Origin of the sequence: Acinetobacter sp. YH12095, from assembly GCF_013419245.1 — a bacterium.
Taxonomy (GTDB): Bacteria; Pseudomonadota; Gammaproteobacteria; order Pseudomonadales; family Moraxellaceae; genus Acinetobacter; species Acinetobacter towneri.
In genome coordinates, this window is the sequence record NZ_VPAL01000011.1 from 62593 (window position 1) to 89330 (window position 26738).

Here is a 26738-nt window from a genome sequence, read left to right on the forward strand (position 1 = left end):
TTATCCTTCTATTTCGCTTCTGGCTGAGCATGGTGCAAGACCATGCTTGGCATGACTGTTCTGCAGTGTAAGCACTTGACTGTAGTATTTTTTTGTTTAGACATAGGAAACAAGGGAATAAAAAATAAGGAAAAATATTGTCGTTGCTGTCTGAGTTCATAGCTACTGCGAGTGCGGCAAACGGGGCAGCTAAATTGACTTTTCTCGACCACTTTGGTTTTCGGTCCAACACCAAAAATAAAAAACATGACACAACCTCAAATGATCCATTTCAATTTGAGCATAACTGAATTTTAAATTTTATAAATAATAGCCGTGTAAAGCTGTGCCTGCAGGAATACGTGAAAGATCCCATTGCTGAATGGCTTGCGTAAGCATGCGTGCAGGGGTGTCTAATTCGACAGTGGCTTGATTTAAGGCAGTTAAAGCGGCTTGTAGCAGCTTCGGTGCTTGGGCTAAATCTAAAGCTTGTGCCAAGTTCTGTTTAGACAGTTTTTGCCCTTGTGCATTCATGGCTAAAGGCAGGTGCGTGTAGCTGAGTTTAGGGTAGCCTAACAGTTGCCCCAAATAGATTTGCCGTGCGGTGTTGTCGAGTAAATCTGCGCCGCGAACCACATGGGTAATGCCTTGCAAATAATCATCCACCACCACTGCCAGTTGATAATTGATAATGCCATCACGCCGTTTTAGGACAAAATCGCCCAAGTCCTGCGCAAGGTTGGAACATTGTTTGTCTTGCAGGCGGTCTTGAAAGCAAATCTCTTGGTCTGTGACTTTGACTCGAATCGCTTGATTGGCAAAATCTAAACCTAAATTGCGGCAAGTCCCTGCATAAATATGATTGGAGCCAAGCATTTTGCGGGTGCATTGACAGGCATAGACCAAGTCGCGTTGCTGCAATTGTTGCAACACGGCTGCATAGAGATCGAGGCGATCTTTCTGGAAAATAATTTCGGCATCCGGCTCAAATTGAAAGGCATCAATACAACGCAAGATATGATTTTCACTGCCAGGGTAAATGCGTGGGATGTCAGTATCTTCAATACGTACCAGCCAAGTGCCGTGCTGGGCTTTGGCATCGCAATAACTGGCCACTGCGGTAATGAGTGAGCCAAAATGCAAAGGGCCGGTTGGCGATGGCGCAAACCGACCTATATAGCGAGTGAGCGAAACATCGTTTCGCTGCTGCTCAAGCTCCGAACTGTGTTCGGCTAGGTAATTCTCAACAGTCACGATTAACCGTTGTTTTGCTTCTCTTTGATCTCTGCCAAAGTTTTGCAATCAATACATAACGTTGCAGTTGGACGCGCTTCTAAGCGACGTAAACCGATTTCGATACCGCAAGTTTCACAGAAACCATAGTCATCGTTTTTAATCGCTTCAATAGATTGTTCAATTTTACGAATCAATTTACGTTCACGGTCACGAGTACGCAATTCAATTGCAAACTCTTCTTCTTGAGTCGCACGGTCGTTGACATCTGGCAAGGCTGTATTTTCGTCTTGCATGGTGTTTAAAGTGCGGTCAACTTCTGACATTAACTCTTCTTTCCACGCCATGAGAATTTGACGGAAATGCTCGAGCTGTCCTTCAGACATGTATTCTTCATTTTTTTTAGGCTGATAAGGTGCAATACCAAATAAGCTAGCTGTAGAACCGCCCTCTAAAGCCTTTGGCTTTGCCTTACGCACGCGTTTTGTAGCTTTTTCTTCTACAAGATCTGTTTGTTCGTCCAAGACTTGATTTTGGTTGTCATTCGCCATGTAGGGCATTCCTCATCATATGCGCACGATTGGTACGCGAAAAATATGGTGATATGCAAGTGTTTTTATCCACTCCCAAAGAACAATATTCGATCTTCGGGGGACGTCATCATATAGACTTTTTTTGATTATGGATAGTCTTTGATGTTTGGATGTGTTATCGCATTTTTCGTTGAAGGCATAAAGTAAAGCAAAAGAAATAAAATGAAAAGTTAATAACCTGAAATTTCAAAATTTATTTGTTGCACGATATGCTCAACCCGATGCACCTGAGTGCTAAAACTGCCATCTGCATTCAAATGTAACACACGGTAACCCGGGGCTTCTGTACCTAAAGCAAAGTGTTGGCTGTGTGGTTTGAACTGCACGCAGGTCGATGGAGTTGAGTAAAACTGAATCCCTTGCCATTCATTGAGCGAGTCCTGATGCACATGACCGCACAGCACCAGTTTGACTTGACTGTGCCGCGCCAACACATCAATTAAATCTTCAGTGTTTTTTAACTTGTGCTGATCAATCCAGTGTGAATGCATATCAAAAGGATGATGATGACAGGCAATGATCACATACTGATGCGCATGTTGTTGCAGAACCTGATCTAATTGTTGTAACTGTGCTGCATCCATCCAGCCATCGACACGGTTTTTGACGGCTGTATTCAGCAAGATCACGCACCAGTTACCCAGTTCAATCGCATGGACCTGATTACATTGCAGATAAAAAGGGAATACCTCGGCATCATCATGATTGCCAGGAATTTGATAATGCGGAATATTTAAGGCCTGCATAAATTTTAAATAGCGCTGATAGGTTTCAGCAACAGGCACTTGTGCTAAATCGCCAGTATGAAAAATTGCATCGGCCTGCGGGTATTGTTGTGTAATATCCTGCATGACCGCATGAAAACTGTGTTCAGGATTCATGTGCACAAACTCTAAATCATCCTGATCCATGAGATGTGTATCTGAAATTTGTACAATGGTCCAGCGCTCTGGCTGGTGTGTATTTGGGAATAAAGTCATGCCTGACCCCTTAGACATCCTTTACGGTTTTAATCTGTTGTTGTAACCATTGCAATGCCATAATGACAGGTGCGTTCTTTAGCCGACCATTGGTCAGTAAGTCAGGAATGTCCTGATAATCAATAATATGTAATTGGATGTTTTCTCCCTCATCTGGCATTCCAAAAACGCCACCTTCCTGTGGTAGCGTGGTATTCGCACTATATAAGTGGAACAACTCTGCACATGCCCCTGCAGAAGGGTAAAAACTAAATAAATGTTGTAATTGTTGCAGCTCGCAGCCTGACTCTTCTAAGGCTTCACGACGAATGCAGCTTTCAGGCGATTCATTGCCATCTAGTACCCCTGCAATCACTTCCAATTGCCAAGGCGAGTCGCTGTCGTCAATTGCACCAATGCGGAACTGTTCAATCAGTGCAAATTTTTGTTGTGCGGCATCATAAATGAGTACCCCAGCCGCTTCAGGGCGCTGAATAAGTTCACGCTGAAGGACTGGGGTATAGGTGGTTTGATTAAACAAGCGATGGCTCAGGCTGACTTTCTCAACCTGAATAAACCCGCGATACAGGTATTCACGCTGGTGAATCTGTGCATCGTGTTGACCATAAGTTGCTTGTTGAATAATCTTCATAAACTCTCATCAGGATGAGCAAAGCATAATTTCATCCTAACTGAGATTTGATTGAATACAAACGCTTTTTAAACAATTTATAGCTTATGGTACAATTTTTGACCATGTTCCTGATAAGCGGTTTTCATGGCTTTGAGACCTGATTCTACCTCTGCATCTGCTTGCTCTGTCTTGTTCGCAGCATTTTGATTTTGTGCATAATCTCTCACATTTTGGGTGATTTTCATGGAGCAGAACTTCGGTCCACACATTGAACAGAAGTGTGCAGACTTATGCGCTTCTTTTGGCATGGTTTCATCATGCATGCTGCGAGCGGTATCTGGATCAAGGCTCAGGTTGAACTGATCTTCCCAGCGGAATTCAAAACGTGCTTTAGACAGCGCATTGTCACGGGCTTGTGCACCTGGGTGACCTTTGGCAAGGTCGGCCGCGTGGGCTGCAATCTTATAGGTGATGATGCCATCTTTGACGTCTTTTTTGTTTGGTAAGCCCAAATGCTCTTTAGGTGTCACATAGCACAGCATTGCTGTACCGTACCAGCCAATCATCGCTGCACCAATGGCAGAGGTTATGTGGTCGTAGCCTGGGGCAATATCAGTAGTTAATGGGCCAAGTGTATAGAATGGTGCTTCTTTACAGACTTCAAGTTGCAAGTCCATATTTTCTTTGACCATGTGCATTGGCACGTGTCCTGGGCCTTCAATCATCACTTGCACATCATGTTCCCAAGCACGGTGGGTCAATTCGCCCAAAGTACGCAGCTCACTAAACTGTGCTTCATCGTTGGCATCTTGAATACAACCTGGACGTAAACCATCACCCAAGCTGAACGATACGTCATAAGCCTTCATGATTTCACAGATTTCATCAAAATGTGTGTACAGGAAGTTTTCTTCGTGGTGTGCCAAACACCACTGAGCCATGATTGAACCACCACGTGACACAATGCCTGTTAAGCGGTTAGCCGTGAGGGGTACATAACGCAACAACACCCCTGCGTGAATGGTGAAGTAATCCACCCCTTGCTCTGCCTGTTCAATCAGGGTGTCTTTAAAAATTTCCCAAGTCAGGTCTTCGGCAATGCCATTGACTTTTTCTAAGGCCTGATAAATAGGAACAGTACCAATTGGCACAGGTGAGTTACGGATAATCCATTCACGGGTTTCATGGATGTTCTTACCTGTCGATAAGTCCATGATGGTGTCTGCCCCCCAGCGGGTTGCCCAAGTCATTTTCGCAACTTCTTCATCAATACTGGAACCCAGTGCCGAGTTACCAATATTGGCATTGATTTTCACCAAGAAGTTACGACCAATAATCATTGGCTCACATTCTGGGTGGTTAATGTTGGCAGGAATAATTGCACGACCTTCAGCCACTTCCTGACGTACAAATTCAGGCGTGATTTCAGTTAGATTTTTAGCTCCAAAGTTTTGCCCCGAATGCTGACGCATATCGACACCTTCGCGTTGGCGTTGGTTTTCACGAATGGCGATATATTCCATTTCAGGGGTGATGATGCCTTGTTTGGCATAGTGCATTTGGGTGACGTTTTTACCAACTTTGGCACGACGTGGCTTTTGAATATGGGCAAAACGAATCTCTGCAGTGCGAATATCGCGTAAACGCTCTTGACCAAATGCCGAGCTGAGGGTTTCTAGTTTTTCGGTGTCTTGGCGCTCTTCAATCCAACTGTCGCGGATGTTCGGCAAGCCTTTATTCAGATCAATTTCTACATTTGGATCGGTATACACACCAGAAGTGTCATACACCATGAGCGGCGGATTGTGCTCACCGCCTAAACCTGTTGGAGTGTCAGTCAGTTCAATTTCACGCATTGGCACCTGAATGTCTGGGCGTGAGCCTTGGATATAGACTTTTTTCGATGCAGGTAAAATGCGGGTTAAATCTTTGGCATCTTGCTCGTGTTGAGCAGAAATATCAGCAGGGGATAGATTCGTTAATTGGTTCATTGCAATGATCCTGAAGAATGAAATCAACGAATCAAGCACGACCAAAAACAAGGGCAAACTGATCTGTTTTGAACAAGGGAACAATTTGGGTGCTATGTTTTTAGATGGGCTTGATTCCTACGCAGGTTTTAACCTGATCAGGTTCAACGGTACTTGGGTTTAAATCTGTGTTGCAGACCTTTGGGCAAACAACAAAGAATGGACACAATCTCAGCGAGGAATTACTCGCGCTCCGTCAAGCTGTATAAATAGTAGCACGTTGTTGGTATAAAAGCAGGCTTCGCGCGGCTTTTATTCTTTGATGCCTAATGACAAGTATTTGAGCTTTAAGCGACTTTGGATAATTAGCGAGTAATACAAACGGCATCACTAAAACAATCGCGTTTTGCATGGATGGAGATGTTCTTTAAATTTAAATATTGATGCAACTGTGCATGTACTAAAGCATCATCGCCATATTCACGCTGTTCACGTGCAGTGGGCTGTGCTGCAATTTCAGTGAGTCGTTGTTCACTGCTCATGTGTAAAAAGGCAAGGAATTTACGCGCTTGCTGTGCTAAGGGAGATTTTTGCAACTTTGCCAGTTTTTTAATTTCAAATAATACGGCAGGTTGGATACTGTATTCATCGACATAATCCTGAGAAACAGGACTGTTGGCTGTGCCTTTAAACAGCAGCAAGGCATACACTTCGGCTAGGTAACGTGCATCCCGTATAAAGTGACTTTTAGGATAACGCTGCACGTAATCTTCCCAAAATAAGGCGCGTTCTGCCAAATCGGCAGCATCAAGGGTGAGTCCACCATCACGCAAGCTGTGCTGCATATTGTCATTGGCCATTCTTTCAATAAAAATCTGCTCGGCATCGGGCATGTAAGGCGCAAAAATAATGGCTAAGTATTGTGGGCTACGACGATAAACCAACTGTGCTTCACCTGCATCGTATAGCTCTAAATAGGCTTGTCCCTTATGTTTCAATAAATATTGATCACGCAAGGCAAAGTTTTCAAAATGACTTTGCTGAATGGTCGGATGCTGCGCCATATCAAAAGCATGTTGATCAAAAGCGGCTTGTTCTGCAGCGCTGCGTTCTACATGCAAAAAGCGTTGATACATTTGGGTCGAAAGATTGAGTAAATTTAATTGCTCATTTAAAGGTAGCAACGGTAGGCAAACTTTTAAATCCTGATTAATTTGTTCTAGCGCAAACGTGGTGCGGGTATTGTCAATTTGCTGCATATTGTGCTGAATGTTTTCACACATTTGGGTCAAATCTACAGGTTCGCTGGCACTGGCCTGTACCTTTGGTGGTTCAGCTACGGGAGGCGTATCTGAATTTTGGCAGGCGAGCAAACACAGACAACTGCCAAGCAGTAGGGCAAGTTTACTGGTGCGAAGAAATTTAACCATTACAGCAATTCAACATGAGTATTCATTCATCATCTAGTGCCTTCATTTAGGCACTATGGATTCCAAAAATTCAAAATGAGTCATTCATACCAAAATTCTAAATTTAAAATATCCGCTGTGAGACACACGGTTTTAGAAGCTTGGGTCGAAGGACGAGGGGAGAGCTTGCATTGTAAAGTCAAAGCCGCGGAGTAAATTGTAGTATTCTGCTAGAGTTTGGTTACATGCCTGTGAGTAAGTGCCACTTTATGCAGCGATTGTTAGCACGTGTATGGCTTTGCTTAAGTATTGCAATGAATTGAAATAATATGAAAAATTATCAAAATTAATGAAAGTCATACGAAAAAAATGCAAATTCGCTTTAGTATGGGCAGTGTAAAATACATTGCAGTAGGATTGGCGAAATTACAGAGTGGGTTGATCGAAAAATAATGAAAAAAATGATGTTAGTGACATGCTTATGTTGGATGAGTTCAAGCGCTTTTGCTTTGGATTTAATGCAAGCCTATCAGCGTGCTCAAAATAGCGATCCGACTTGGCGCGCACAGCAATTACAATATCAGGCCGATCAATTAAATTTAGGGCTTGCGCAAGGCAATTTACTGCCAACTGTGACTCTGTCGGGCAATATCACCCGTAAAAGTCAGGAAATGAGTCGAGTCAATATTGCTGACTTTCCGACTGATTCTTTAAGCAGTTCATCTTCAACTTCACGTCAAGTCGCGTTAACAGCACGTCAGCCTTTATTTCGTTGGGATGCTTGGCAAGCCCTGAAACAAGTCAAAACCTCGTTAAGCCTGAGTGAAGTCACCTTACGTTTACAACAACAGCAACATATTTTGAATGTATCAGAAGCGTATTTTAATGTGCTGAGACAGCAGTCTTTAACAACAGCATATTTACAAGAAGAAAAAGCTTTGTTGGAACAGCTCAATATGATGAATGCCAAACTGCGTGAAGGTTTGGTGGCTAAAAGTGAAGTCAGTGAAGCCAATGCGCAATATCAAAATGCACGAGCGAACAGGATTGGAACACATGTGCAGTTGGTTTTGGCACAAGAGCAGTTGGCACAATTGATTGGGCCATATCAAGAAAGTTTGGCAGTTTTGCGAGATGACTTTCAATTTCAAAAACCTGTGCCTGAAAGTTTAGAGGCATGGTCGCAATTGGCACAAACTCAAAATTTGGCTATTCAACAGGCACGTTTGCAGCGACAATATGCCGAAGATGCACGTCGGGTTGAACAAGCAGCACGTTATCCGCAGGTAGAAGCTGTGGGCAGTTATGGTTATGCCAAACAAAGTCCTGAAAGTATCATGTCGCCCGATGGTCAGTTCGACCAGGTCGGGATTGAAATGAACTGGAATGTGTTTAGCGGTGGGCGGGTCAATAAAAATGTGCAAAAAGCAGTGGTTTTGGTACAGAAATCTGAAGCCGAGCTAGATGCAGCAATCCGTAAAGCCAATACCGATGTGAAACAGGCATATTTACAAGTCGAAACTGATCAAGCCAAATTGCAGGCGCGACAGGCTGCAATGAATTCAGCAGATTTAGTGGCACGAGCATCCAAAGCGCAATATCAGGAAGGTTTAAAAACCATGGTGGATGTACTGTTGGCACAGCGTAACGCCTTTTCTGCCAAGCAGGATTATCTCAATGCACAGTATGACTATTTGAAGCATGTGTTACAGTTGAAAGCAGCCGTTGGGCAATTGACTGAACAAGATGTGCAGGAAATGAATGCTTGGTTGATTCGGAAAGCCATATAGGGTCTGTTGACATTTCATAAATGGCTTGCGCTGTAGGCTAAAACTGAGCAGATCAGGCATGAAACGCAGGGAATAGCGAGACTATTGCCAAGTTTCATAACGCAATCTGAGAAAGTTTTAGCCACATGAGCAAGAACAAAGCGTTGCTTTGTTTGCTGCGCAGGGGGGCGAGCATATTTTTGCTACTATTGCTTTATGAGTCAGTCATTTAGAATGACTAAATTTCCTGTCCCATGCCTTATATCAGCTAAAAAATATGCGTTGCCGCAAACATAGACGAAATGTCAACAGACCCAAGTCATTTTGTCATCTGAATGGCTTATGCTGTTTAAAGACAGAAACGATCAGACTTGAGAGTTTGGTGAGAAAATGTCATAAAAACGTCATCATTGCTGTGCTTTAATATTCAATCATTGCGTCAGTCTATCCTTTTGTTGTGGAGTGTATTCCTTGAGTACGAATAATCCTGTGTTAAGTCACCATATTTCTTCTCAGTTCAATGAAGATTTGCAGGATGTAAATACCAAATTTATGGCCATGGGTGGTTTGGTAGAGCAGCAGGTTGCCAACTCGATTCACGCACTCTTGGATACCGATGCAGCCTTGGCGGTAGAAGTTCAGTTCCAAGACAACGTTGTCAATCGCATGGAAACCGAAATTGATGAAGCCTTAACTTTGATTTTGGCGCGTCGTCATCCAGCCGCAATTGATTTGCGTATGGTGATTGCCATGTCTAAAGCCAATACTGACTTAGAGCGTATTGGTGATGAAGCTGCAAAAATTGCCCGTATTGCCCAAAACTTATGTGAAGAAGGTGGTTCGCCACGCGGCTATATGGAAACACGTCATATTGGTAACCAAGTGCGCGTCATGATTCACGATGCACTGGATGCTTTTGCGCGTTTAGATGTCGATCAAGCACTGCGTGTTTTACTTGCCGATGCCGATATTGACCGTGAATATCAATCTGCAACACGTACTCTTATGACGTATATGATTGAAGATCCGCGTCATATTTCACGTGTGATTAATGTGATGTGGGTGTTACGTTCATTAGAGCGTATTGGTGACCACGCACGAAATATTTCAGAACAAGTGATTTATATGGTCAAAGGTTTTGACGTACGTCATACCAGCGTCAAAGAAATTGAAGAAAAAGTACAGGAACGCTAAGTTCAGCTTTTTTTTGAATATTCAGCCTCATCTAATGATGGGGCTTTTTTTTATGGCTTGAATGAGTCTTTTTGATTTTTGCTGATCTTTAAGATTTTGAAATAACCTGAATTTTGGATAAAAAAAATCTCAGACTTTGGGGGAAATCTGAGATTGAAATCGGGGATATTTATTATAGTGAGAGATAATTGCTTATCTCCTTGAAAATAAGTATAGGGAAATCACACTCAAGAATCATGTGGTTTATTGTAGTGGAATGTAGCGTTTTATATGCAAATGTATTTTTAAATTACATTATTTTTAGTGTGATTATTTTTTAAACTATTCTTTTTGAAATCAATAATTAATCTATTGTTAAGTGTTTTGTTGTGACTATAAAATATACGCTTCAATCGAGAAATAAAAATAGGAAATTAGCTTAACTTTTTGAATCTATTTTCATTTATTTAAAGTACTGTTGTTGTAATTCATCATAAATAAGATCATAAAAAAAGAGCCTTCGTAAAGACTCTTTTAATGATAATGCGAACAAGGTTTGAATTTTCTAAAATGAAAAACAGTACTTGGATTAGTTTTGAGGTTTTAAGCCTTCTGCGACTTCCAAGCTGGCATCATTGTTGAGAAACTTCTCGCGTTGTTCTTCCAAAAACTTTTTCGCTTCAGGTTCAAACACATTTAAACGCTTTTCATTAATGAGCGTGGTTTGGTGTTTTAGCCATTCCTGCCAAGCCTGTTTAGATACCGTTTCAAGTAATTCTTGACCTTTGGCACCCGGAAAAGGAGCGAAATCCATCGCTTCCATATCGGTTTGATATTTACGACAAAATACTTGTTTAGACATCTCTCACTTCCTGATTATGCGTAAAGTTGAGCAAGACGTGTTTGGGCACGTTCAATTGCCGCTGCAACTTGTGCAGGCGCAGTACCACCAATATGATCACGTGCATTTATAGAGGCTTCAAGAGTCAGTGCTTTTTCAAATACATCAGCTTGAATTAAATCTGAGAATTGCTGTAATTGTTCTAGGCTAAGCTCAGACAAGTCTTTGCCTTCTTGTACGCCCAATGCTACGGCTTTACCTACAATTTCATGTGCATCGCGGAATGCCACGCCATTTTTTACTAAGTAATCTGCAAGGTCGGTTGCGGTAGAGAAACCACGCAATGCTGCTTCACGCATTTCTGCAATATTTGGTACTAAGGCAGGAATCATGTCGGCAAATGCCATGAGTGAGCCACGTACCGTATCAATTGCATCAAATAAAGGTTCTTTGTCTTCTTGGTTGTCTTTGTTGTAAGCCAAAGGCTGACCTTTCATCAGGGTTAATAGGCTCATTAAATCGCCATAGACACGACCTGTTTTGCCGCGCACCAATTCAGGTACGTCTGGGTTTTTCTTCTGCGGCATAATGGATGAGCCTGTGCAGAAACGGTCTGGAATATTCACAAACTTAAATTGTGCCGATGTCCATAAAATCAGCTCTTCAGACATGCGTGACAAGTGCATCATAATTAACGATGCAGCGGCATTAAATTCGATCCCAAAATCACGGTCTGATACTGCATCTAGCGAGTTTTCAGATACAGCTTCAAAACCAAGTAGTTCTGCGGTATAAGCTCGGTCAATTGGGTAAGTCGTGCCTGCTAATGCAGCAGAACCCAATGGCATGCGGTTGACACGTTTACGACAGTCAATTAAACGCTCTGAGTCACGTACTAACATTTCAAACCACGCCATCAGATGGTGACCAAAGGTCACAGGCTGTGCGGTTTGCAAGTGAGTAAAACCAGGCATAATAGTGTCAGTATTTTTTGCAGCCAGTGTCAAAATACCGTGTTGTAGTTTTTTTAATAATTCTAAAATGGCATCAATTTCATCACGGACATAGAGACGAATATCGGTTGCCACTTGGTCATTACGGCTACGACCTGTGTGTAGTTTTTTACCTGTAATGCCAATACGCTGCGTTAAGCGTGATTCAATATTCATGTGCACATCTTCAAGATCAATGCGCCATTCAAATTGACCTGCTTCAATTTCGGCCTGAATGGTGTTTAAGCCCTGAACAATGTCATCACGCTCTTCGCTGGTGAGTACACCCACTTTTGCCAACATGGTGGCATGTGCAATTGAGCCTGCAATATCTTGTTTATAAAAGCGTTGGTCAAATTGAACAGATGCTGTAAATTCAGCAACAAAAGCATCAGTCGCTTCAGAGAAACGACCGCCCCACATACCCGAAGTTTGGGCTTGTGACGGATTTGAGGAATTAGAAGATGTGGTCATATCGGCTCAATAAAGTAAAAAGCGGTGATTTGGACAAGAGTATAACAAATTCAGATTCACTTGCCGAAGAACAAGCCAATCAAACTTATGCTGATACGCAGGCAGAACAAAATTATGTGTATTTTTTTACGAAAATAGGGCGTTGGCAATATCTAATTGAACTATTTATTGGCAGTAATGCTTTGGCAATGGTCTTGGCTTTGGCTGAAGCACAGGGCTGGCAAGGTTTAAGTTTTACTCGGGTGCTGCAATATATTTTGTATATCAACTGGGTGGTATTGTGTTTTGCGGCTTTGGTTGAATTTTTTCAGGCACGTTTTTTACGCATGGGCTTGGCGCTATCGTTTATGGTGAGTTTTATCTTGCTGCAAACCATCGTATTGGTCACGACACTCAGTTTAAATACCTTATTGCATTTTGGGCAAAATTTTCATTTACAGCAGTTTAGTCTGGCTGAACTCATGCATGGGATTGGACTGCATTTGAGTTATGGTGTGATTTTGGGTGCGTTTTGTTTTCGTTATATCTATGTCCGAGAACAAGCTATTCAGCAGCGGCATAGCGAATTGCAAGCGCGGGTGCATGCCATGCAGGCGCGTATTCATCCACACTTTTTGTTTAACAGCTTAAATAATGTGATCAGTCTAATTGCAATTGATCCCGATAAAGCCGAGCAGATGCTGCTGAATTTATCACGTTTATTCCGTGCCAGTTTGCAGGAATTAAAACTGGTGAGCCTGAAAGATGAGATTGAACTTTGCCAGCGATATTTAGAGATTGAACAAATTCGTTTGGGTGATCGGTTGGCGGTAGAATGGAAAATTGAACAACCGCAACTGCTCAGTCAGGTACAAATTCCGTTATTAACTTTACAACCCTTGCTAGAAAATAGTATTTTTCATGGAGTTGAAAAAGTTTTAGCAAAGAGTACGATAAGTATATTGATCGAAATATTGCAAAACCAAGTCAATATTGTCATTACAAATCCGTATGTCAGCGATAAAATAAATTTAAGATCTGGACATGGGATTGCACTGCAAAACGTGGAACAGCGCTTAAAAGCGTATTATGGGCGCAGTGTTACTTTCAAAAATTATGCGGGGAATGGTATGTACACGACGGTGTTGCAATATCGCTATAAATAAAAAAACTTGTGATTGTTCTGATTTTTCTTAACTTGATAAAAATAAAGTATTCAACTGAAAAGGAGGGGAAATGGACATCCTAATTTGTGATGATGAGCCTCTGGCAAGAGAGCGATTATCACGTTTGGTCACTCAACTGGGGCATCATGTGGTGGCAACGGCAGCTCATGGGCAACAGGCGATTGAACTGGCGGATGAACATCAGCCGGATGTCATATTATTAGATATTCAAATGCCGGGAATGGATGGTTTAAGTTGCGCTCAACATTTGCGTGAGCTTGACCCAATGCCAGCCATTGTGTTTTGTACCGCCTACGATGAACATGCACTCGAGGCATTTAAGTCCAATGCGGAAGGCTATTTGTTAAAACCTATTATGCAACAGGAATTGCAACAGGTTTTAGATCATTTAACAAAACTCACGCAAGCGCAGATGAGTCATTTAAAACAAAAAGAAAATATGGACGAATTAAAAATAAAACGTCACCAAATTGCTGCGAAAACTTATCGTGGTGTAGAGTTGGTGCCTATAGAAAATATCTACTATTTTTTAGCTGATCAGAAATATGTCACTGTGCGTCATAAAAATGGCAGTGTCCTGATTGATGAAACGCTGAAAGATTTAGAAACCGAGTTTGGTGATCAGTTTATTCGGATTCACCGAAATGCCTTGGTCTCGATTCAGTTTTTGGAGGGGCTAGAAGTGGTCAATTCAGGACAGTATCAGGTACGTTGCCGTGAGCTAGATGAGCGTTTGGCTGTTAGCCGACGACATTTGCCTTTATTGCGAGAACGCATCCAAAAACTCTAATTTGTCAGCATCATCGCAGATGAATACGCAACAGATTGATAAATCGGTAAAGAAATAGACTTGCATTTTTAGGGGATCAGGTTAAGTTTAGATGAACTTATTTATCTTGCTTAGCCACTATGATGAAAACCCTGAAAATTGCAACTCGACAAAGCCCGCTTGCGTTATGGCAGGCTGAACACATTCGTGCCCGCTTAGAGGCGATGCATGCCGATTTAACTGTTGAGTTGGTGACCTTTGTCACGCAGGGCGATAAAATTTTAGATACCCCATTGGCAAAAATTGGGGGGAAGGGCTTATTTGTCAAAGAATTAGAAGCTGCCTTAATGGATGGGCGTGCCGATTTAGCCGTACATTCTATGAAAGATGTACCCATGGCATTGCCTGAAGGTCTGAGCTTGGCGGTCATTTGTGAGCGTGAAGACCCACTCGATGCCTTTGTGTCGAATCACTATGCCAGTTTTGCAGATTTACCACAGGGCGCTAAAGTTGGAACCTCAAGCTTGCGCCGTAAATGCCAAATTTTAAAAGCACGTCCAGATTTAGAGATTATTGATTTACGTGGCAATGTGGGTACGCGCTTGTCTAAGCTAGATGATGGTCAGTATGACGCGATTATTTTAGCCAGTGCAGGATTAAAGCGTTTGGGCTTGGCAGAGCGTATTCGTCATACCATTCAGCCTGATGTGAGCTTACCTGCCGTTGGGCAAGGGGCTTTGGGTCTGGAATGTCGTAGCCAAGATCAGGCGGTGTTGGATTTAATTTTGCCGTTAATGCATGCCGAAACCAATGTCTGTGTACGTGCCGAACGTGCTTTTAATGCCTACTTGGAAGGCGGTTGTCAGGTGCCAATTGCAGGCTACGCAACTTTGCAGAATGGTCAGTTGCAGATTGAAGGTCGTGTTGGTAGTGTCGATGGGCAAACCATTCTTAAAGCTGTGCAATTTGGCGCACCTGAACAGGCTGAAATGCTAGGTGAAGAATTGGCAAAAGCTTTATTGGCACAGGGTGCGGGCGAATTACTCAAAGCCCTGTATCAATAATTCATATTGCACCAGAAGCCCATGCTCTTCATTAATACCCGACCTCAAGATCGTGCAGAGGCCTTAACTCAGGCTTTGCAACAACAGCATATTGAGGTCATTGATTTGCCCTTGTTGCAGCTTTCTGCACAGCCGTGGTCGGAGCAACTGGCTAATTTATATGCCCAGTTGCCTCACACGCATATTATTGTGGTGGTTAGTCCGACTGCTGTCGATATTGGGATGCAATATTTAGCCCGAAGCCAAATATCATTGCAGGATTTGCAGCATATACGTTGGGTGGCTGTGGGCGAAAAAACTGCAGAAGTTTTAAGTGGATATGGTCTTTACAGTGAAGTCCCACAGGTTGAAACTTCCGAAGGGATGCTGAGTTTGCCGTGTTTGCAAAATTTGAAAGTCGGCACACAAATTGCCTTTTGGCGTGGTGTGGGCGGTCGGCAATTTATGATGCAAACACTACTTGATCAGGGGATGCAGATCCATAATTTTGTGTTGTATCGACGGGAGTGTCCTGCCAGTTCTATTGAAAAAATGCAGGCAGTACGCGCGCGTTTAATACAATCTTCAGAATTTATCATGATGATTAGCAGTGAAGCCAGTTGGTTAAACTGGCTGAGCTTGATTCAGCAGGATTTCGATCTACTGAACAAAGGTTATTATTGGGTATTGGGTGATCGTTTAGAGAAAATTTTGCTCGATTATCAAACGCAGCATCATACAAAATATAACGTATTCAAGTTGACCCATTTAAAAACAGAATTAATATTGCAGCAAATGATGCGTATGCAAGGAAAACTATGAAAAAACTGGTTGTGATAGTGGTGTTGATCGCTTTGGTCTGGATCGTCAAATTAAGTTTTGATGTGATGCAAATTTCAGCGCAACAACAGCAACTCAGTCAAAGTTTGCATCTTGCAGAAAAAACCAATGCCAATTTAAATGATCAGTTGGTGGCTTTGCAGCGCCGTAATTACACCCAAGATGCACCAGAACAGCCCGCAGTATCCAGCGCTGTGCAGCAAGAAGATGCGATTCAACCAGTAGATATGGTGGCGCAGCAATTGGATTTGGTGGAATTTTCCTTACAGCAACAGCAATTTCACTATGCGACTGAAAAACTGGCAAATTTAGATCGTGAGTTGAACGAATATGCTTTAGCCCCTGCTTTGAAACAAAGTTTGCACCAAGTCATTCAGCAAGATCAGAAACAAATCCAACAATTCATAACAACACGTGATGCGCAATATCAACAAGTAAGTCAGTTGTTGCAACAGTTAGATCAACAATTAAAACAGCAAGCTCAACAGCCTGAGCTGAACCCTGCCGATGTCGATGATCGTTTTTTTTGGCAAAAATGGCTGAGTATTGAATCTGCCAAGCAACCTGCGACACAGTTGATGCAGCGTCAGATTATTTTAAAAGAAGCGCAATTGCGTCTATTGCTGGCTCGACAAGTCTTTATGCAAGGTCAATATGTGCAATATCAACAAGAAGTGAATGACATTATTCAGTTATTACAACAATTGCCTGATCAGAAAGCACAACAATTGGTTCAGCAATTAGAAAAAATTAAAAACTTAAATATCGTTCCAACGCCGAGTTTAAAAACACGTGCTTTATTGGGGGCGGTATAAATGAAACAGATTTTACTCGCCTATGTGGTGGTCAGTATTGTACTGGTCGCTTTGCTGAGCGTACTGAGTTATGGGCATGGTTCAGGCTATGTTTATGTGTATTGGCGCGAATGGCAATTGCAAACCAATATTTGGTTGTTGTTGTTCTTTTTCTTGTCGATTAGTGTTTCGCTACAAATTTTATGGTTGTTGTTAAAGCGCTATTTTAGCCGTGAACAGCGTAAGGTTGAAACAGTATTTAACTTTAAAAATCTGCATCCATATGAGCAATTGGCGGTCATTTGGTTGCTAGATGCTGCAGAAGATCAACACCAGTTTATTCGACAGGTGTTTGCCCAGTCAGGTTTGCTCAAAGGAGTGATGGAAGCACGTATGCACTCCATCCAACAGCAATATCCGCAAGCGTTGGCTGCCTTAAATCAAAGCAGTGCCATGGCGTTTGAGTTGGCAGAAATACAGCGTATTGAAATTTATTTGGCGCAGCAACAACCTGAACAAGCTTTGACGCATTTAGAGTTTTTGAATCAGCACGAATTATCGCCGTGGTTATTTAAAGTCAAAACGGCTTATCAAAAGCGTCTAATTGCCTTGTGGGGCGAATTTGCCACGCAATATCCTTGGCATTATTTACGTTCGACCAAATACGGGCATTTAGATGCAGACACCAAGCAAAAGTGGCTGACTGAGTTATTAACCCAATTTGAGCAGGCTGATGCAGAAAATTTACAGGCTTTGCAGCAGCGTTATAGTGATTTAAGTGAGCAGATTTTCAGTCAGTCTTATGCCATTCAGGTGTTGTGGTTGAAGTTATTGTCGCGTCTGCCTGATATGACGCAACAGCATGAACAGTTAGCTGTACATTTGTTGAGTGAACAATTTAATCAGGAAGTGTTTTATTTATGGTTCCAGCAACAGTTGTTAAAACAACAGCCTGATTATGTGAAAATTGAACAACAAATAAATATCTGGGAACAGAAATACCCTGCATTACCTGTATTTAGTTTTGCCAAATGGCATATTTTTACAGCAACAGCACGCTATTCAGAGGCAGAGCAATTACTTGCTTTATATCCTGAACATGTATTAATGAGTTATTTAAGGGTTAAATCTAATTTAAAAGATCAGCCTGAATTATTAAAACAGTTAAATTTAATCTTTGAAAATAATTCTAATTTTGTCGAAATTAAAATTTAAAGGTGAATTGTGTTAACACTATCAGATTATCCTATTATTTTTGAGCAACGTGTCGCATGGGGTGATATGGATGCTTTTGGGCATGTCAATAATGTGGTGTATTACCGTTATATTGAAAGTGCACGTTTATGTTATTTTGATCAATTGAAAATTTTACAGCAAGATGTTTTGACTGTGATTGCCTCAAATCAGTGCAAATATATACGTCCTGTGGTTTATCCTGATATTTTAAAAATTGGCGTTCGGGTAGAAGAATTGCGTAATAGTGCCATGCGTATGCATTATTTAATCCACAGTGAAGCACAGCAAATGGTGGTGGCAGAGGCAGATGCGGTGATTGTATGTGTAGATCGCGTCAATATGCAAAAAACCTTAATCCCTGAAAATGTACGCGCGGGTATTCATAAAATAGAAAAAACCGTACAGCATATTCTTGATTAAATCTTAATAATCAGTTCATAATATATCCGACTGTTATTTATATGTAGAGTAGTAGATTTTTTATTGACGCTTCGGTTTGATAAAAATAGAATGAATCTGCTTAATTTAATAACTGAATATAAAAAGCATAGTTTTTGGAGTAAGTATGATGCCTGATATTAGCAATTTGTCTGTAGAACAGTTAAAGCGTTTACAAGCTGAAGCGGAAGCATTAATTGCCACGAAAAAAGATCAAGCAATTGAAGATGCCTATAATCAAATTTTAGCGATTGCAGACAATTTGGGTTTAAGCATTGAGCAGATTTTGGAAGTTGGCGAAAGCAAGCGTAAGAAAAGCCCACGTAAAACTGTAGCGCCACGTTATCGTAGCAAAATCAATTCTACAGATACTTGGACTGGTCGTGGTAAAAAACCACGCTGGTTAGTCGCTGAATTAGAAAAAGGCGCAAAACTTGAAGATTTTCTAATCTAAGCTTCATCAATTTGTCATTGATTTGACTTAGAGTTCAAAAACCAAGCAATACGGCTTGGTTTTTTTATCTGTATCAATTGGCGACGCCGAAAAAGTGTGCATAATGTGTGAGTGTTATAAAAAGTCATTCATAGAAAAATTAGTAAGGTTGGTCGTGGTGGCATGATAAAGAAACCCAAATACATCACGTGGTGGATTTTCGCCCTCATTGCATTTTTGTTTTTTGTGTTATTACAAATTCCAGCAGCGTGGTTAATTTCAAAATTTTATAAAAATAATCAGACCTTACATAATGTGAGTGGCAATATCTGGAAGGGGCAAGCCGATTGGCATAAGGGACAGTTACGTGGTTCTTTAAGTTGGAGTACACGTCCTTTAGATTTGGTTTTATTGCGTGTCGCTGCCGATGTTGAAGTGCATAGTGGCAATACTAAACTCGAAGGCATTGTTGGCTATCGTTTTGGTAGCGTCTTGGTGCAATCTTTAGATGGGCAAGTTGCGCCAGAAACCTTAAAAAGTATTGTGGATTGGCAGTGGCCAAGTAATGCGATTCAACTCAAAGACATTCATTTGAATTTTAAAAAACAGCAAGGCTTCACCAAAGCCAAAGGACAACTGCAGTGGGCGGGTGGTGAATTGCTGTATCGTTTTGCTCAGCGCCAAGACCGTATGAATATCCCCGCGTTAAAAGGCAGCTTGTCCGATGAAAATGGCAAACTGTTATTTGATATTCGCGATCAACGTGAACAAAAAATGCTGAATATTGCGCTTGATCAAAGCTTGATGCTAGATGTGCAACTCACGCAACGCTTATTGATGAATATCGCCTCTTATGAAGGCAAAGCGGGCTTAGATACCTATGTGATCAGCACTCGCCAACCTCTATTAAAAGGAGGTTTCTAATGCGTACACTCTCTGAACGATTAGGGAATTTGCACTGGAAGCAGTTTGATCGTGCTGCGCCAGTATTTTTAGCTTTTTTGATTTTGTATCTGTGTTGGAAACTGGCGAGTTTATTTTGGTGGGTTGTTGCACCGCCTCAAGTCATGCAAATTGATCGGGTAGAGTTGGGTTCACAGCAACCACAAATCCCGAATATTACCTCCTTTGCATTGTTTCAAGAACTTGGGCGCAGCAACACTGCCGATGATCAATTAAATATGACTTTGCAAGGTGTAGTGGTTGGGCAGCCGAGTCAGTTTTCTTCTGCGGTCATTAAAGTGAATGAGGTGGCAGAGCGTTACCGTGTGGGTGATGTGATTGATTTGAGTCAGTACCAATTGGCAGAAGTCTACTGGGATCGGGTGATTTTACGTCATAGCAGTGGCGCGACGCGTGAAGTATTGTTTAAAGGTATTGAAAATGGTTTAAATCAACCTATCGCACCTTTAATTCCAAGTGGTAATCAAGCTCCTGTAACTGCACCTACGCAGTCCGCACAACCGAATAATGCCATTGGACAGGCAGTGCAGCGCATACAGGAAGATCGCGAACAATACTTAAAAGAGATGGGTGTTGAAGCAAATACGGGCAATGGTTATGAAGTGACTACACGTACGCCAGCCGCTTTAAGAAATAAACTGGGTTTACAGCCAGGTGACCGTATTTTGTCTTTAAATGGGCAAAACGTCGGGCAAGGACAAAGCGATGCACAATTGCTTGAACAGGCACGTCGTGAAGGTCAAGTGAAATTAGAAATAAAACGTGGTGATCAAGTGATGACCATACAACAAAATTTTTAAATGGATCGGCATCGTAACTACATGCAGAGACATATTTAGGGTTAGGAAACACAGTAGATTATGGCTTTATTGAATTATGAGCGTCCATTTTGGGCATTACTGGCTGCTGCACCGCTTGTTGCAATGGTGAGTACTGCAAGTCATGCGCAAACCTGGAAAATTAATTTACGTGATGCGGACTTAACTGCATTTATTAATGAAGTGGCCGATATTACGGGCAAGAACTTTGCAGTCGATCCGCGTGTGCGTGGCAATGTCACGGTGATTTCCAACAAAGCCCTGAATAAAAATGAAGTCTATGACCTGTTTTTAGGCGTATTGAATGTGAATGGTGTGGTGGCAATACCATCAGGCAATACCATTCGCCTTGTACCTGACAGCAATGTAAAAAGCTCAGGCATTCCCTATGATGGTCGTCAAAATGCGCGTGGTGACCAAATTGTAACGCGAGTGATTTGGCTAGAAAATACCAATGCCAATGACCTGATTCCTGCTTTACGTCCGCTCATGCCTCAGTTTGCGCATTTGTCTGCGGTCGGGGGCACCAATGCTCTAATCGTGTCTGATCGTGCCAGTAACATTTATCAGTTAGAAAGCATTATTCGTAACCTAGATGGTACGGGGCAAAATGACATTGAAGCGATTAGCCTGCAATCCAGTCAAGCCGAAGAAGTCATTGGCTTGCTTGAGTCGATGAGTTCGACAGGGGCAGCGAAAGATGTTAAAGGTTCGCGTGTGCGTATTGTGGCGGACAACCGTACCAATCGTATTATCATCAAAGGCGATACCGCAACACGTAAACGCATTCGTCAAATGATTGAAATGATGGATGTGCCTGCGGCAGATCGTTTGGGTGGTTTGAAGGTTTTTCGCTTGAAATATGCCAGTGCACAGAATTTAGCAGAAATATTGCAAGGTCTGGTTTCAGGACAGGCGGTGAGCAGCAGCTCTAATGCAAATAGCAACAGTAACAACAACAGTGCTAGTAATTTAAGCAGCACCAATAACAACACAGGTAATTCATCGACTATTTCCACCCCAAGTATTAATTTGGGTGGCAGCTCGAATAGCAACAATCAAAACAACATCACCAGTTTTAATGGTAATGGTGTCAGTATTATTGCCGATGGCTCGCAAAATGCTTTGGTGGTCAAAGCCGATCCGCAGTTGATGCGTGAAATTGAATCGGCCATTCAGCAACTAGATACCCGTCGTCAACAAGTGTTGATTGAAGCTGCGATTATAGAAGTGGAAGGTACCGATGCCGACCAATTGGGTGTGCAGTGGGCATTGGGCGATTTAAGCAGCGGTATCGGTCTAATTAATTTTGACAATATTGGTGCAAGTTTAAAAAATGTTGCTGCAGGCTATTTAACTGGTGGTGCAGCAGGCGCAGGCAGTGCGATTGGTGCAGGTACGTCATTGGTGTTGGGTGATTATCGTGAAGGTCGTGATGGTTCACGCAAGCTATATGGTGCGATGATTCAGGCCTTGAAGGAAAAAACCAAATCCAATTTATTGTCTACGCCATCTATTGTGACCATGGACAATGAAGAAGCCTATATTGTGGTTGGTGAAAACGTTCCTTTTGTAACAGGTTCATTATCTACCAATGGTGGTGTGGCAAATCCGTATACCACTATTGAACGTAAAGATGTCGGGGTTACTTTAAAAGTCGTGCCACATATTGGTGAAGGCGGAACACTACGCTTGGAAGTTGAACAAGAAGTGTCAGATGTCAAAGCCAATAAAGGTCAGGCGCAGGATTTAGTCACCAGCAAACGCGCAATTAAAACTTCTATTTTGGCCGAGCACGGACAAACCATTGTCTTAGGTGGCTTAATTTCTGATAACTCGGTTTATAGTCGTCAGGCTGTGCCAGGTTTGGGTGCTATTCCAGGGTTGGGGCGTTTATTCCGTTCCGATGGTCAATCTAATCAAAAACGTAATTTATTGATTTTTATTCACCCAACCATTGTGGGAGATAGTCAGGATATTCGCCGTATTTCGCAGCAGCGTTATAGCCAATTGTATAGCCTTCAGTTGGCAATGGATGCCGATGGTAGCTTTGCTAAACTGCCTGAGAATGTTAGCGATGTTTATCAGCAGCGTTTGCCTGTATCTCGAGTTGCGCCGCAAACAGGAACTTATCAAACCTTACCATCAGCAGTGTCTGCAAACCGCACAGCAACGGTGGTGAGCACCCCTGTTGCGATTGAGCCTGCGGTACAGCGCCAAAACGTAGTTTTGCCGCAGCAGGAAGTCAGCAAAACTAAAAATACAGTCACTACGACCACAATTCGCGCTACACCTTAATCGTATCCTGCGCAGATTGTGGTTGAGGGCATGTTATGATGTCGCCAAATCACACGAGAGAAGTTATTTATGACTTGGAAAATACAAGCAATTAGCGGTGAATTTACTGGCCAAGAAATTAGTATCGACCGTGATATGTTGGTGGGGCGTCATCAAAGTGCAGATTTGGTGCTGCAATCGGCAGAAATTTCACGTAAACATGCGGCTTTTTTACTTAAAGAACAAGCGCTGTATGTGCAAGATTTAAATTCTTCCAACGGCACTTTTGTAAATGATTTACGCATTGCCGATGAAACCTTACTTAAAGAAGGTGATATCGTCCAATTTGCCAGCTTAAAGTTTTCAGTATTTGCGCCTGCGGTTGAATTGGAACATGCGGCAGATGTCGTCGAAACTGCTGAAAAAGTCACAGCACAAACAGAAAAAACACCTGCACAGCAAATGAACGAGCAGGGAATGCCTGAATTGAATCAACGTGACAGTTCTGTGCAATTAAACCGTGATGGTATGCCGCAAGGCGTGGCAGTACCAAAACCAGCACCTATTCCAGAAGGCGTGGATATTCATGCAGTTCCAGCAGAGCCAACACCTGTGTCTGTCGAGCAGCCTGTTTCTCGTGTGGAACAAGAGAAAGAACAGCAAAAAAATGCTTCTGTTGGCTTGATTTCACTGATTGTCTTGGTGATTTTGGCAGTTTTGGCTTGGCTATTGTTTAAATAAGCAGCCTTTGCTTTACAATCAAGGCATGCGATCGCATGCCTTTGTTCATTTAGGGGGAAGAATGTCTATTGCTCAGCTTGATACACGTCAAGTCATTTTATTTGATTTAGATGGCACTTTGGTCGATTCTGCGACAGATTTATACCGCGCCATGAACATGAGTTTAAATGCACTGCAACTGCCTTTGGTAACACTGGAACAAGTGCGAACTTGGGTGGGGAAGGGAACTGCGGTATTTTGCAATAGTGTCTTATCGCACTTAATGGGCGAAGTTCATCCTGAACAGCAACAACAGCTACTGAACACTTTCTTAGAAATTTATAATGCCGATCCGTGTATCGACACACAACCATTCCCGGGCATTATTGAATTTTTGGACTGGGCAAAAGCACAACAAAAAACCTTAGTTTGTGTGACCAATAAACCTGAACTACCTGCTCGTGCCATTGTTGAAGCATTAGAGATGCAACACTATTTTGCTGATGTGATTGGTGGAGATCGCTTTGAGGAGCGTAAACCACACCCGCGTCAATTGCTGCATTGTGTTGAACATTATCAAGTGGAGAAGTCTCAAGTCTTGATGATTGGTGATTCTTCTAATGATGTTGAAGCCGCGCGTCGAGCGGGGATTGATTGTATTGTGGTCAGCTACGGCTATAATCATGGTGAGCCGATTGCCAATTGTCAGCCGCAACAAATTGTGGATAATTTAACTGAATTGTTAAATATTTAAGATTCAAAAATCAAATAATTTTACGCTAATTGCTATAAAGGATATCAATATGAGTCAGGCTGTAATGCCCATATTTCGATGGCGACGCTAGTCAATCTACAACCGTCCTTCACTTCGTCTTATCGAAAACATTGCTACATCGAAATATAGAGAGCTTCACATGACCACACTGACTCAATTTGAACAACTTAAAGCAGCAGGCTACAACCTCATTCCTGTATATCGCCAGCGTTTGGCCGATACCGAAACTCCATTGTCGGTATTTGCACGTTTGAAGCAGCATCAACAAGCTTATTTGTTTGAGTCTGTAGAAGGCGGTGAAAACTGGGCGCGTTATTCAATTATTGGTTTGGGTGAATCTACAGTTTTCTCCTGCAATGCGGGTGAACTCACCATCCAACACGCCGATGGTTCAATCGAAAAACAAACTTGTGCGCAGCCGTTTCAGTATATCCGCGATTTTCAGGCGCAATTTAAAGTACCTACACAAGCCGACTTGCCTGAATTGCCAAGCTTTACAGGTGGTTTGGTGGGTTATTTTGGTTACGATGCAGTGCGTTATATCGAACCTCGTTTAAAGAATGTGCCTGCAGAAGATCCAGTCGGTTTACCTGATATTTGGATGATGTTGTCTAAAACAGTCATCGTATTTGATAACTTAAAAGATACCTTGTTCTTAATTGTGCATGCTGATGCGGCGCAGGCAGATGCTTATGACAAGGCACAACAACAACTCGATGCACTAGAAGAAATTTTAGCAACCCCGATTAGTCTAAAAGCAGAAAAACATACGCCACCACATTTTGAATCGCTTACAGGCAAAGAAAAATTCTTGGCGACCATTGATACCGTCAAAGAATACATTCGTGCAGGCGATGTTATGCAAGTGGTGCCTGGACATCGCATGGTGTCAGATTTTGATGGTGAGCCGTTACAGGTTTATCGTGCTTTGCGCCATCTCAACCCATCGCCGTACTTATTCTTGGTACAAGGCAAAACTTTGGGCGATGATCAGCCATTTCATATTGTCGGCTCATCACCTGAAATTTTATCGCGTTTGGAAAATGGTATTGCCACTGTGCGTCCTTTAGCAGGTACACGCCCGCGCGGTAAAACCAAAGAAGAAGATTTGGCACTTGAGCAAGATTTGTTGTCGGATGAAAAAGAAATTGCCGAACACTTAATGCTGATTGACTTGGGGCGTAATGATGTCGGGCGTATCGCCAAAATTGGTAAAGTACAAGTGACTGATCAAATGGTGATCGAGCGTTATTCGCATGTCATGCATATTGTGTCCAATGTGCAAGGTGAAGTGCGTGACGATGTCGATGCTTTGGATGTTTTTCAGGCAACTTTCCCTGCAGGGACACTTTCGGGTGCACCAAAAATTCGTGCCATGGAAATTATTGATGAAGTTGAGCCTGTAAAACGTGGTGTTTTTGGTGGTGCTGTTGGTTATTTAGGCTGGCATGGCGAAATGGACATGTCGATTGCGATTCGTACCTGTGTTATTCGTCAAAATAAGGTCTATGTACAGGCAGGCGCAGGTCTAGTTGCGGACTCAAATCCTGAATCTGAATGGAATGAAACCCAAATAAAAGCTCGCGCAGTGATCAAAGCGGTTGAATTATCATCAAATGGATTGATTTTATGAGTTTTTAGCGTTTTTTTTGAAAAAAACACTTGCACGGATTTCAAGTTTTGCTAAACTGCACACCGTTCCGATACGAAACGTACGAAACACTAAGAAACGCCGGCATAGCTCAGTTGGTAGAGCAACTGACTTGTAATCAGTAGGTCCACAGTTCGAATCCGTGTGCCGGCACCATCTTAGAGAGTTCGAGTTGTTAAGTAAAGAACGAACACTGAGTAAGTGTGAAAATGGTGGGATTCCCGAGCGGTCAAAGGGAGCAGACTGTAACTCTGCCGCGTAAGCTTCGAAGGTTCGAATCCTTCTCCCACCACCATTAACTTCGATAGAAGTGGTAATTACCAACATAGATGCGGGAGTAGCTCAGTTGGTAGAGCGGCAGCCTTCCAAGCTGCATGTCGCGAGTTCGATCCTCGTCTCCCGCTCCATCGAAGGATTTGTCGCTCTTATAGCTCAGTGGTAGAGCACTCCCTTGGTAAGGGAGAGGTCTCGAGTTCAAATCTCGATAAGAGCTCCAGATACAGTTTAGCGATTATTCGCACAAGATTTTCAAAAAGCAGGCTTATTAGTCTGCTTTTCAAGTATTAGGTGTCTAGTTTTTTAGGCGATATGTCGGGGCAGAGTTTTACTCAGCATTGTGTTCGACGTAAACGAGGAAGATGAACATGGCTAAGGCTAAGTTTGAACGTAATAAGCCACACGTTAACGTGGGCACAATCGGTCACGTTGACCATGGTAAAACAACTTTAACAGCTGCGATTGCTACAGTATGTGCACGTAAGTTTGGTGGTGAAGCGAAAGATTACGCTG

Annotated in this window: 26 protein-coding genes, 4 tRNA genes and 1 riboswitch; of the genes, 21 read left to right on the forward strand and 9 right to left on the reverse strand. The window is 42.4% G+C overall.

Annotated elements, in window-relative coordinates; genetic code table 11:
* Positions 1–8: 8 nt before the first annotated feature.
* The 7 genes from FTU35_RS08955 to FTU35_RS08985 form a co-directional block, all read right to left on the reverse strand.
* On the reverse strand, positions 9–248 hold the full coding sequence (locus FTU35_RS08955) for a zinc-ribbon domain-containing protein (RefSeq protein WP_180064689.1): 240 nt from the start codon (positions 246–248) through the stop codon (positions 9–11).
* 52 nt (positions 249–300) lie between these two features.
* Complete coding sequence (gene gluQRS, locus FTU35_RS08960) at positions 301–1233, reverse strand: tRNA glutamyl-Q(34) synthetase GluQRS (protein WP_179989655.1); 933 nt, start codon at positions 1231–1233, stop codon at positions 301–303.
* A 2-nt stretch (positions 1234–1235) separates the two neighbouring features.
* Positions 1236–1763 carry an RNA polymerase-binding protein DksA gene (gene dksA / locus FTU35_RS08965; protein WP_004975725.1) on the reverse strand — a complete coding sequence of 176 codons (528 nt, stop codon included), beginning with the start codon at positions 1761–1763 and terminating at the stop codon, positions 1236–1238.
* A gap of 212 nt (positions 1764–1975) precedes the next feature.
* Entirely contained in the window at positions 1976–2785 is an 810-nt protein-coding gene (gene cpdA / locus FTU35_RS08970) for a 3',5'-cyclic-AMP phosphodiesterase (RefSeq protein WP_179991350.1), read from the reverse strand.
* Between the two features lie 10 nt (positions 2786–2795).
* The gene (locus tag FTU35_RS08975) at positions 2796–3416 is read right to left on the reverse strand and encodes an NUDIX domain-containing protein (RefSeq protein WP_168418389.1); all 621 of its coding nucleotides are present in this window, start codon (positions 3414–3416) and stop codon (positions 2796–2798) included.
* 77 nt (positions 3417–3493) lie between these two features.
* On the reverse strand, positions 3494–5389 hold the full coding sequence (thiC, locus tag FTU35_RS08980) for a phosphomethylpyrimidine synthase ThiC (RefSeq protein ID WP_154321141.1): 1896 nt from the start codon (positions 5387–5389) through the stop codon (positions 3494–3496).
* A gap of 97 nt (positions 5390–5486) precedes the next feature.
* A riboswitch (TPP riboswitch) is annotated at positions 5487–5634 on the reverse strand.
* A 99-nt stretch (positions 5635–5733) separates the two neighbouring features.
* Positions 5734–6798, reverse strand: a complete 1065-nt coding sequence (locus tag FTU35_RS08985) for a hypothetical protein (RefSeq protein ID WP_179991352.1) — start codon at positions 6796–6798, stop codon at positions 5734–5736.
* 431 nt (positions 6799–7229) lie between these two features.
* Here FTU35_RS08985 and FTU35_RS08990 point away from each other — a divergent pair, with 431 nt between their 5' ends.
* Positions 7230–8567 carry a TolC family outer membrane protein gene (locus FTU35_RS08990; RefSeq protein ID WP_179991353.1) on the forward strand — a complete coding sequence of 446 codons (1338 nt, stop codon included), beginning with the start codon at positions 7230–7232 and terminating at the stop codon, positions 8565–8567.
* Between the two features lie 450 nt (positions 8568–9017).
* On the forward strand, positions 9018–9740 hold the full coding sequence (gene phoU, locus FTU35_RS08995) for a phosphate signaling complex protein PhoU (protein WP_004975736.1): 723 nt from the start codon (positions 9018–9020) through the stop codon (positions 9738–9740).
* A 568-nt stretch (positions 9741–10308) separates the two neighbouring features.
* Here the strand turns inward: phoU and FTU35_RS09000 are convergent.
* Together FTU35_RS09000 and argH are read right to left on the reverse strand one after the other, a co-directional pair.
* Positions 10309–10581, reverse strand: a complete 273-nt coding sequence (locus FTU35_RS09000; protein ID WP_004975738.1) for an oxidative damage protection protein — start codon at positions 10579–10581, stop codon at positions 10309–10311.
* Between the two features lie 14 nt (positions 10582–10595).
* Positions 10596–12026 carry an argininosuccinate lyase gene (gene argH, locus FTU35_RS09005; protein WP_179991354.1) on the reverse strand — a complete coding sequence of 477 codons (1431 nt, stop codon included), beginning with the start codon at positions 12024–12026 and terminating at the stop codon, positions 10596–10598.
* On the opposite strand from argH, the gene FTU35_RS09010 reads away from it, so the two are divergent.
* The 19 genes from FTU35_RS09010 to FTU35_RS09100 form a co-directional block, all read left to right on the forward strand.
* Positions 12017–13171 (forward strand): sensor histidine kinase, encoded by a 1155-nt coding sequence (locus tag FTU35_RS09010; protein WP_131260983.1) that lies wholly within the window; start codon positions 12017–12019, stop codon positions 13169–13171. The two genes, argH and FTU35_RS09010, sit on opposite strands and share 10 nt — an antisense overlap.
* Before the next feature lie 70 nt (positions 13172–13241).
* The gene (locus FTU35_RS09015; RefSeq protein ID WP_004975743.1) at positions 13242–13982 is read left to right on the forward strand and encodes a LytTR family DNA-binding domain-containing protein; all 741 of its coding nucleotides are present in this window, start codon (positions 13242–13244) and stop codon (positions 13980–13982) included.
* 122 nt (positions 13983–14104) lie between these two features.
* Positions 14105–15025, forward strand: a complete 921-nt coding sequence (gene hemC, locus FTU35_RS09020) for a hydroxymethylbilane synthase (protein WP_096901970.1) — start codon at positions 14105–14107, stop codon at positions 15023–15025.
* Positions 15026–15046: 21 nt separating this feature from the next.
* The gene (locus tag FTU35_RS09025) at positions 15047–15826 is read left to right on the forward strand and encodes a uroporphyrinogen-III synthase (protein ID WP_179991355.1); all 780 of its coding nucleotides are present in this window, start codon (positions 15047–15049) and stop codon (positions 15824–15826) included.
* Complete coding sequence (locus tag FTU35_RS09030) at positions 15823–16659, forward strand: hypothetical protein (protein WP_104852926.1); 837 nt, start codon at positions 15823–15825, stop codon at positions 16657–16659. The genes FTU35_RS09025 and FTU35_RS09030 overlap by 4 nt, the downstream gene beginning before the upstream one ends.
* Positions 16660–17853: a heme biosynthesis protein HemY gene (locus tag FTU35_RS09035; protein ID WP_179991356.1), complete on the forward strand. Its 1194-nt coding sequence runs from the start codon at positions 16660–16662 to the stop codon at positions 17851–17853.
* Between the two features lie 9 nt (positions 17854–17862).
* A complete protein-coding gene (locus tag FTU35_RS09040) occupies positions 17863–18294 on the forward strand; it encodes a thioesterase family protein (protein ID WP_154321137.1) in 432 nt (143 codons plus the stop codon).
* Between the two features lie 145 nt (positions 18295–18439).
* Positions 18440–18766, forward strand: a complete 327-nt coding sequence (locus tag FTU35_RS09045; protein WP_004975751.1) for an H-NS family nucleoid-associated regulatory protein — start codon at positions 18440–18442, stop codon at positions 18764–18766.
* A 162-nt stretch (positions 18767–18928) separates the two neighbouring features.
* Positions 18929–19669, forward strand: coding sequence for a type II secretion system protein N (gene gspN, locus FTU35_RS09050; protein ID WP_154321136.1), 741 nt, complete (start codon positions 18929–18931; stop codon positions 19667–19669).
* Complete coding sequence (locus FTU35_RS09055) at positions 19669–20508, forward strand: type II secretion system protein N (RefSeq protein WP_004975757.1); 840 nt, start codon at positions 19669–19671, stop codon at positions 20506–20508. Before gspN ends, FTU35_RS09055 begins: the two co-directional genes overlap by 1 nt.
* Positions 20509–20568: 60 nt before the next feature.
* Positions 20569–22824, forward strand: coding sequence for a type II secretion system secretin GspD (gspD, locus tag FTU35_RS09060; protein WP_131260972.1), 2256 nt, complete (start codon positions 20569–20571; stop codon positions 22822–22824).
* Positions 22825–22893: 69 nt separating this feature from the next.
* Complete coding sequence (locus FTU35_RS09065; protein ID WP_096901899.1) at positions 22894–23544, forward strand: FHA domain-containing protein; 651 nt, start codon at positions 22894–22896, stop codon at positions 23542–23544.
* A gap of 61 nt (positions 23545–23605) precedes the next feature.
* The gene (locus FTU35_RS09070) at positions 23606–24277 is read left to right on the forward strand and encodes a phosphoglycolate phosphatase (protein ID WP_004975764.1); all 672 of its coding nucleotides are present in this window, start codon (positions 23606–23608) and stop codon (positions 24275–24277) included.
* Between the two features lie 160 nt (positions 24278–24437).
* Positions 24438–25931, forward strand: coding sequence for an anthranilate synthase component I (gene trpE, locus FTU35_RS09075; RefSeq protein ID WP_154321135.1), 1494 nt, complete (start codon positions 24438–24440; stop codon positions 25929–25931).
* A gap of 98 nt (positions 25932–26029) precedes the next feature.
* Positions 26030–26105: transfer RNA gene (locus FTU35_RS09080), tRNA-Thr, on the forward strand.
* A gap of 55 nt (positions 26106–26160) precedes the next feature.
* A tRNA-Tyr gene (locus FTU35_RS09085) sits at positions 26161–26244 on the forward strand.
* 36 nt (positions 26245–26280) lie between these two features.
* Positions 26281–26356, forward strand: a tRNA-Gly gene (locus FTU35_RS09090).
* A 14-nt stretch (positions 26357–26370) separates the two neighbouring features.
* A tRNA-Thr gene (locus tag FTU35_RS09095) sits at positions 26371–26445 on the forward strand.
* A 148-nt stretch (positions 26446–26593) separates the two neighbouring features.
* Positions 26594–26738 (forward strand): GTP-binding protein (locus FTU35_RS09100; RefSeq protein ID WP_257218308.1); only part of this gene is annotated, 145 nt, incomplete at its 3' end.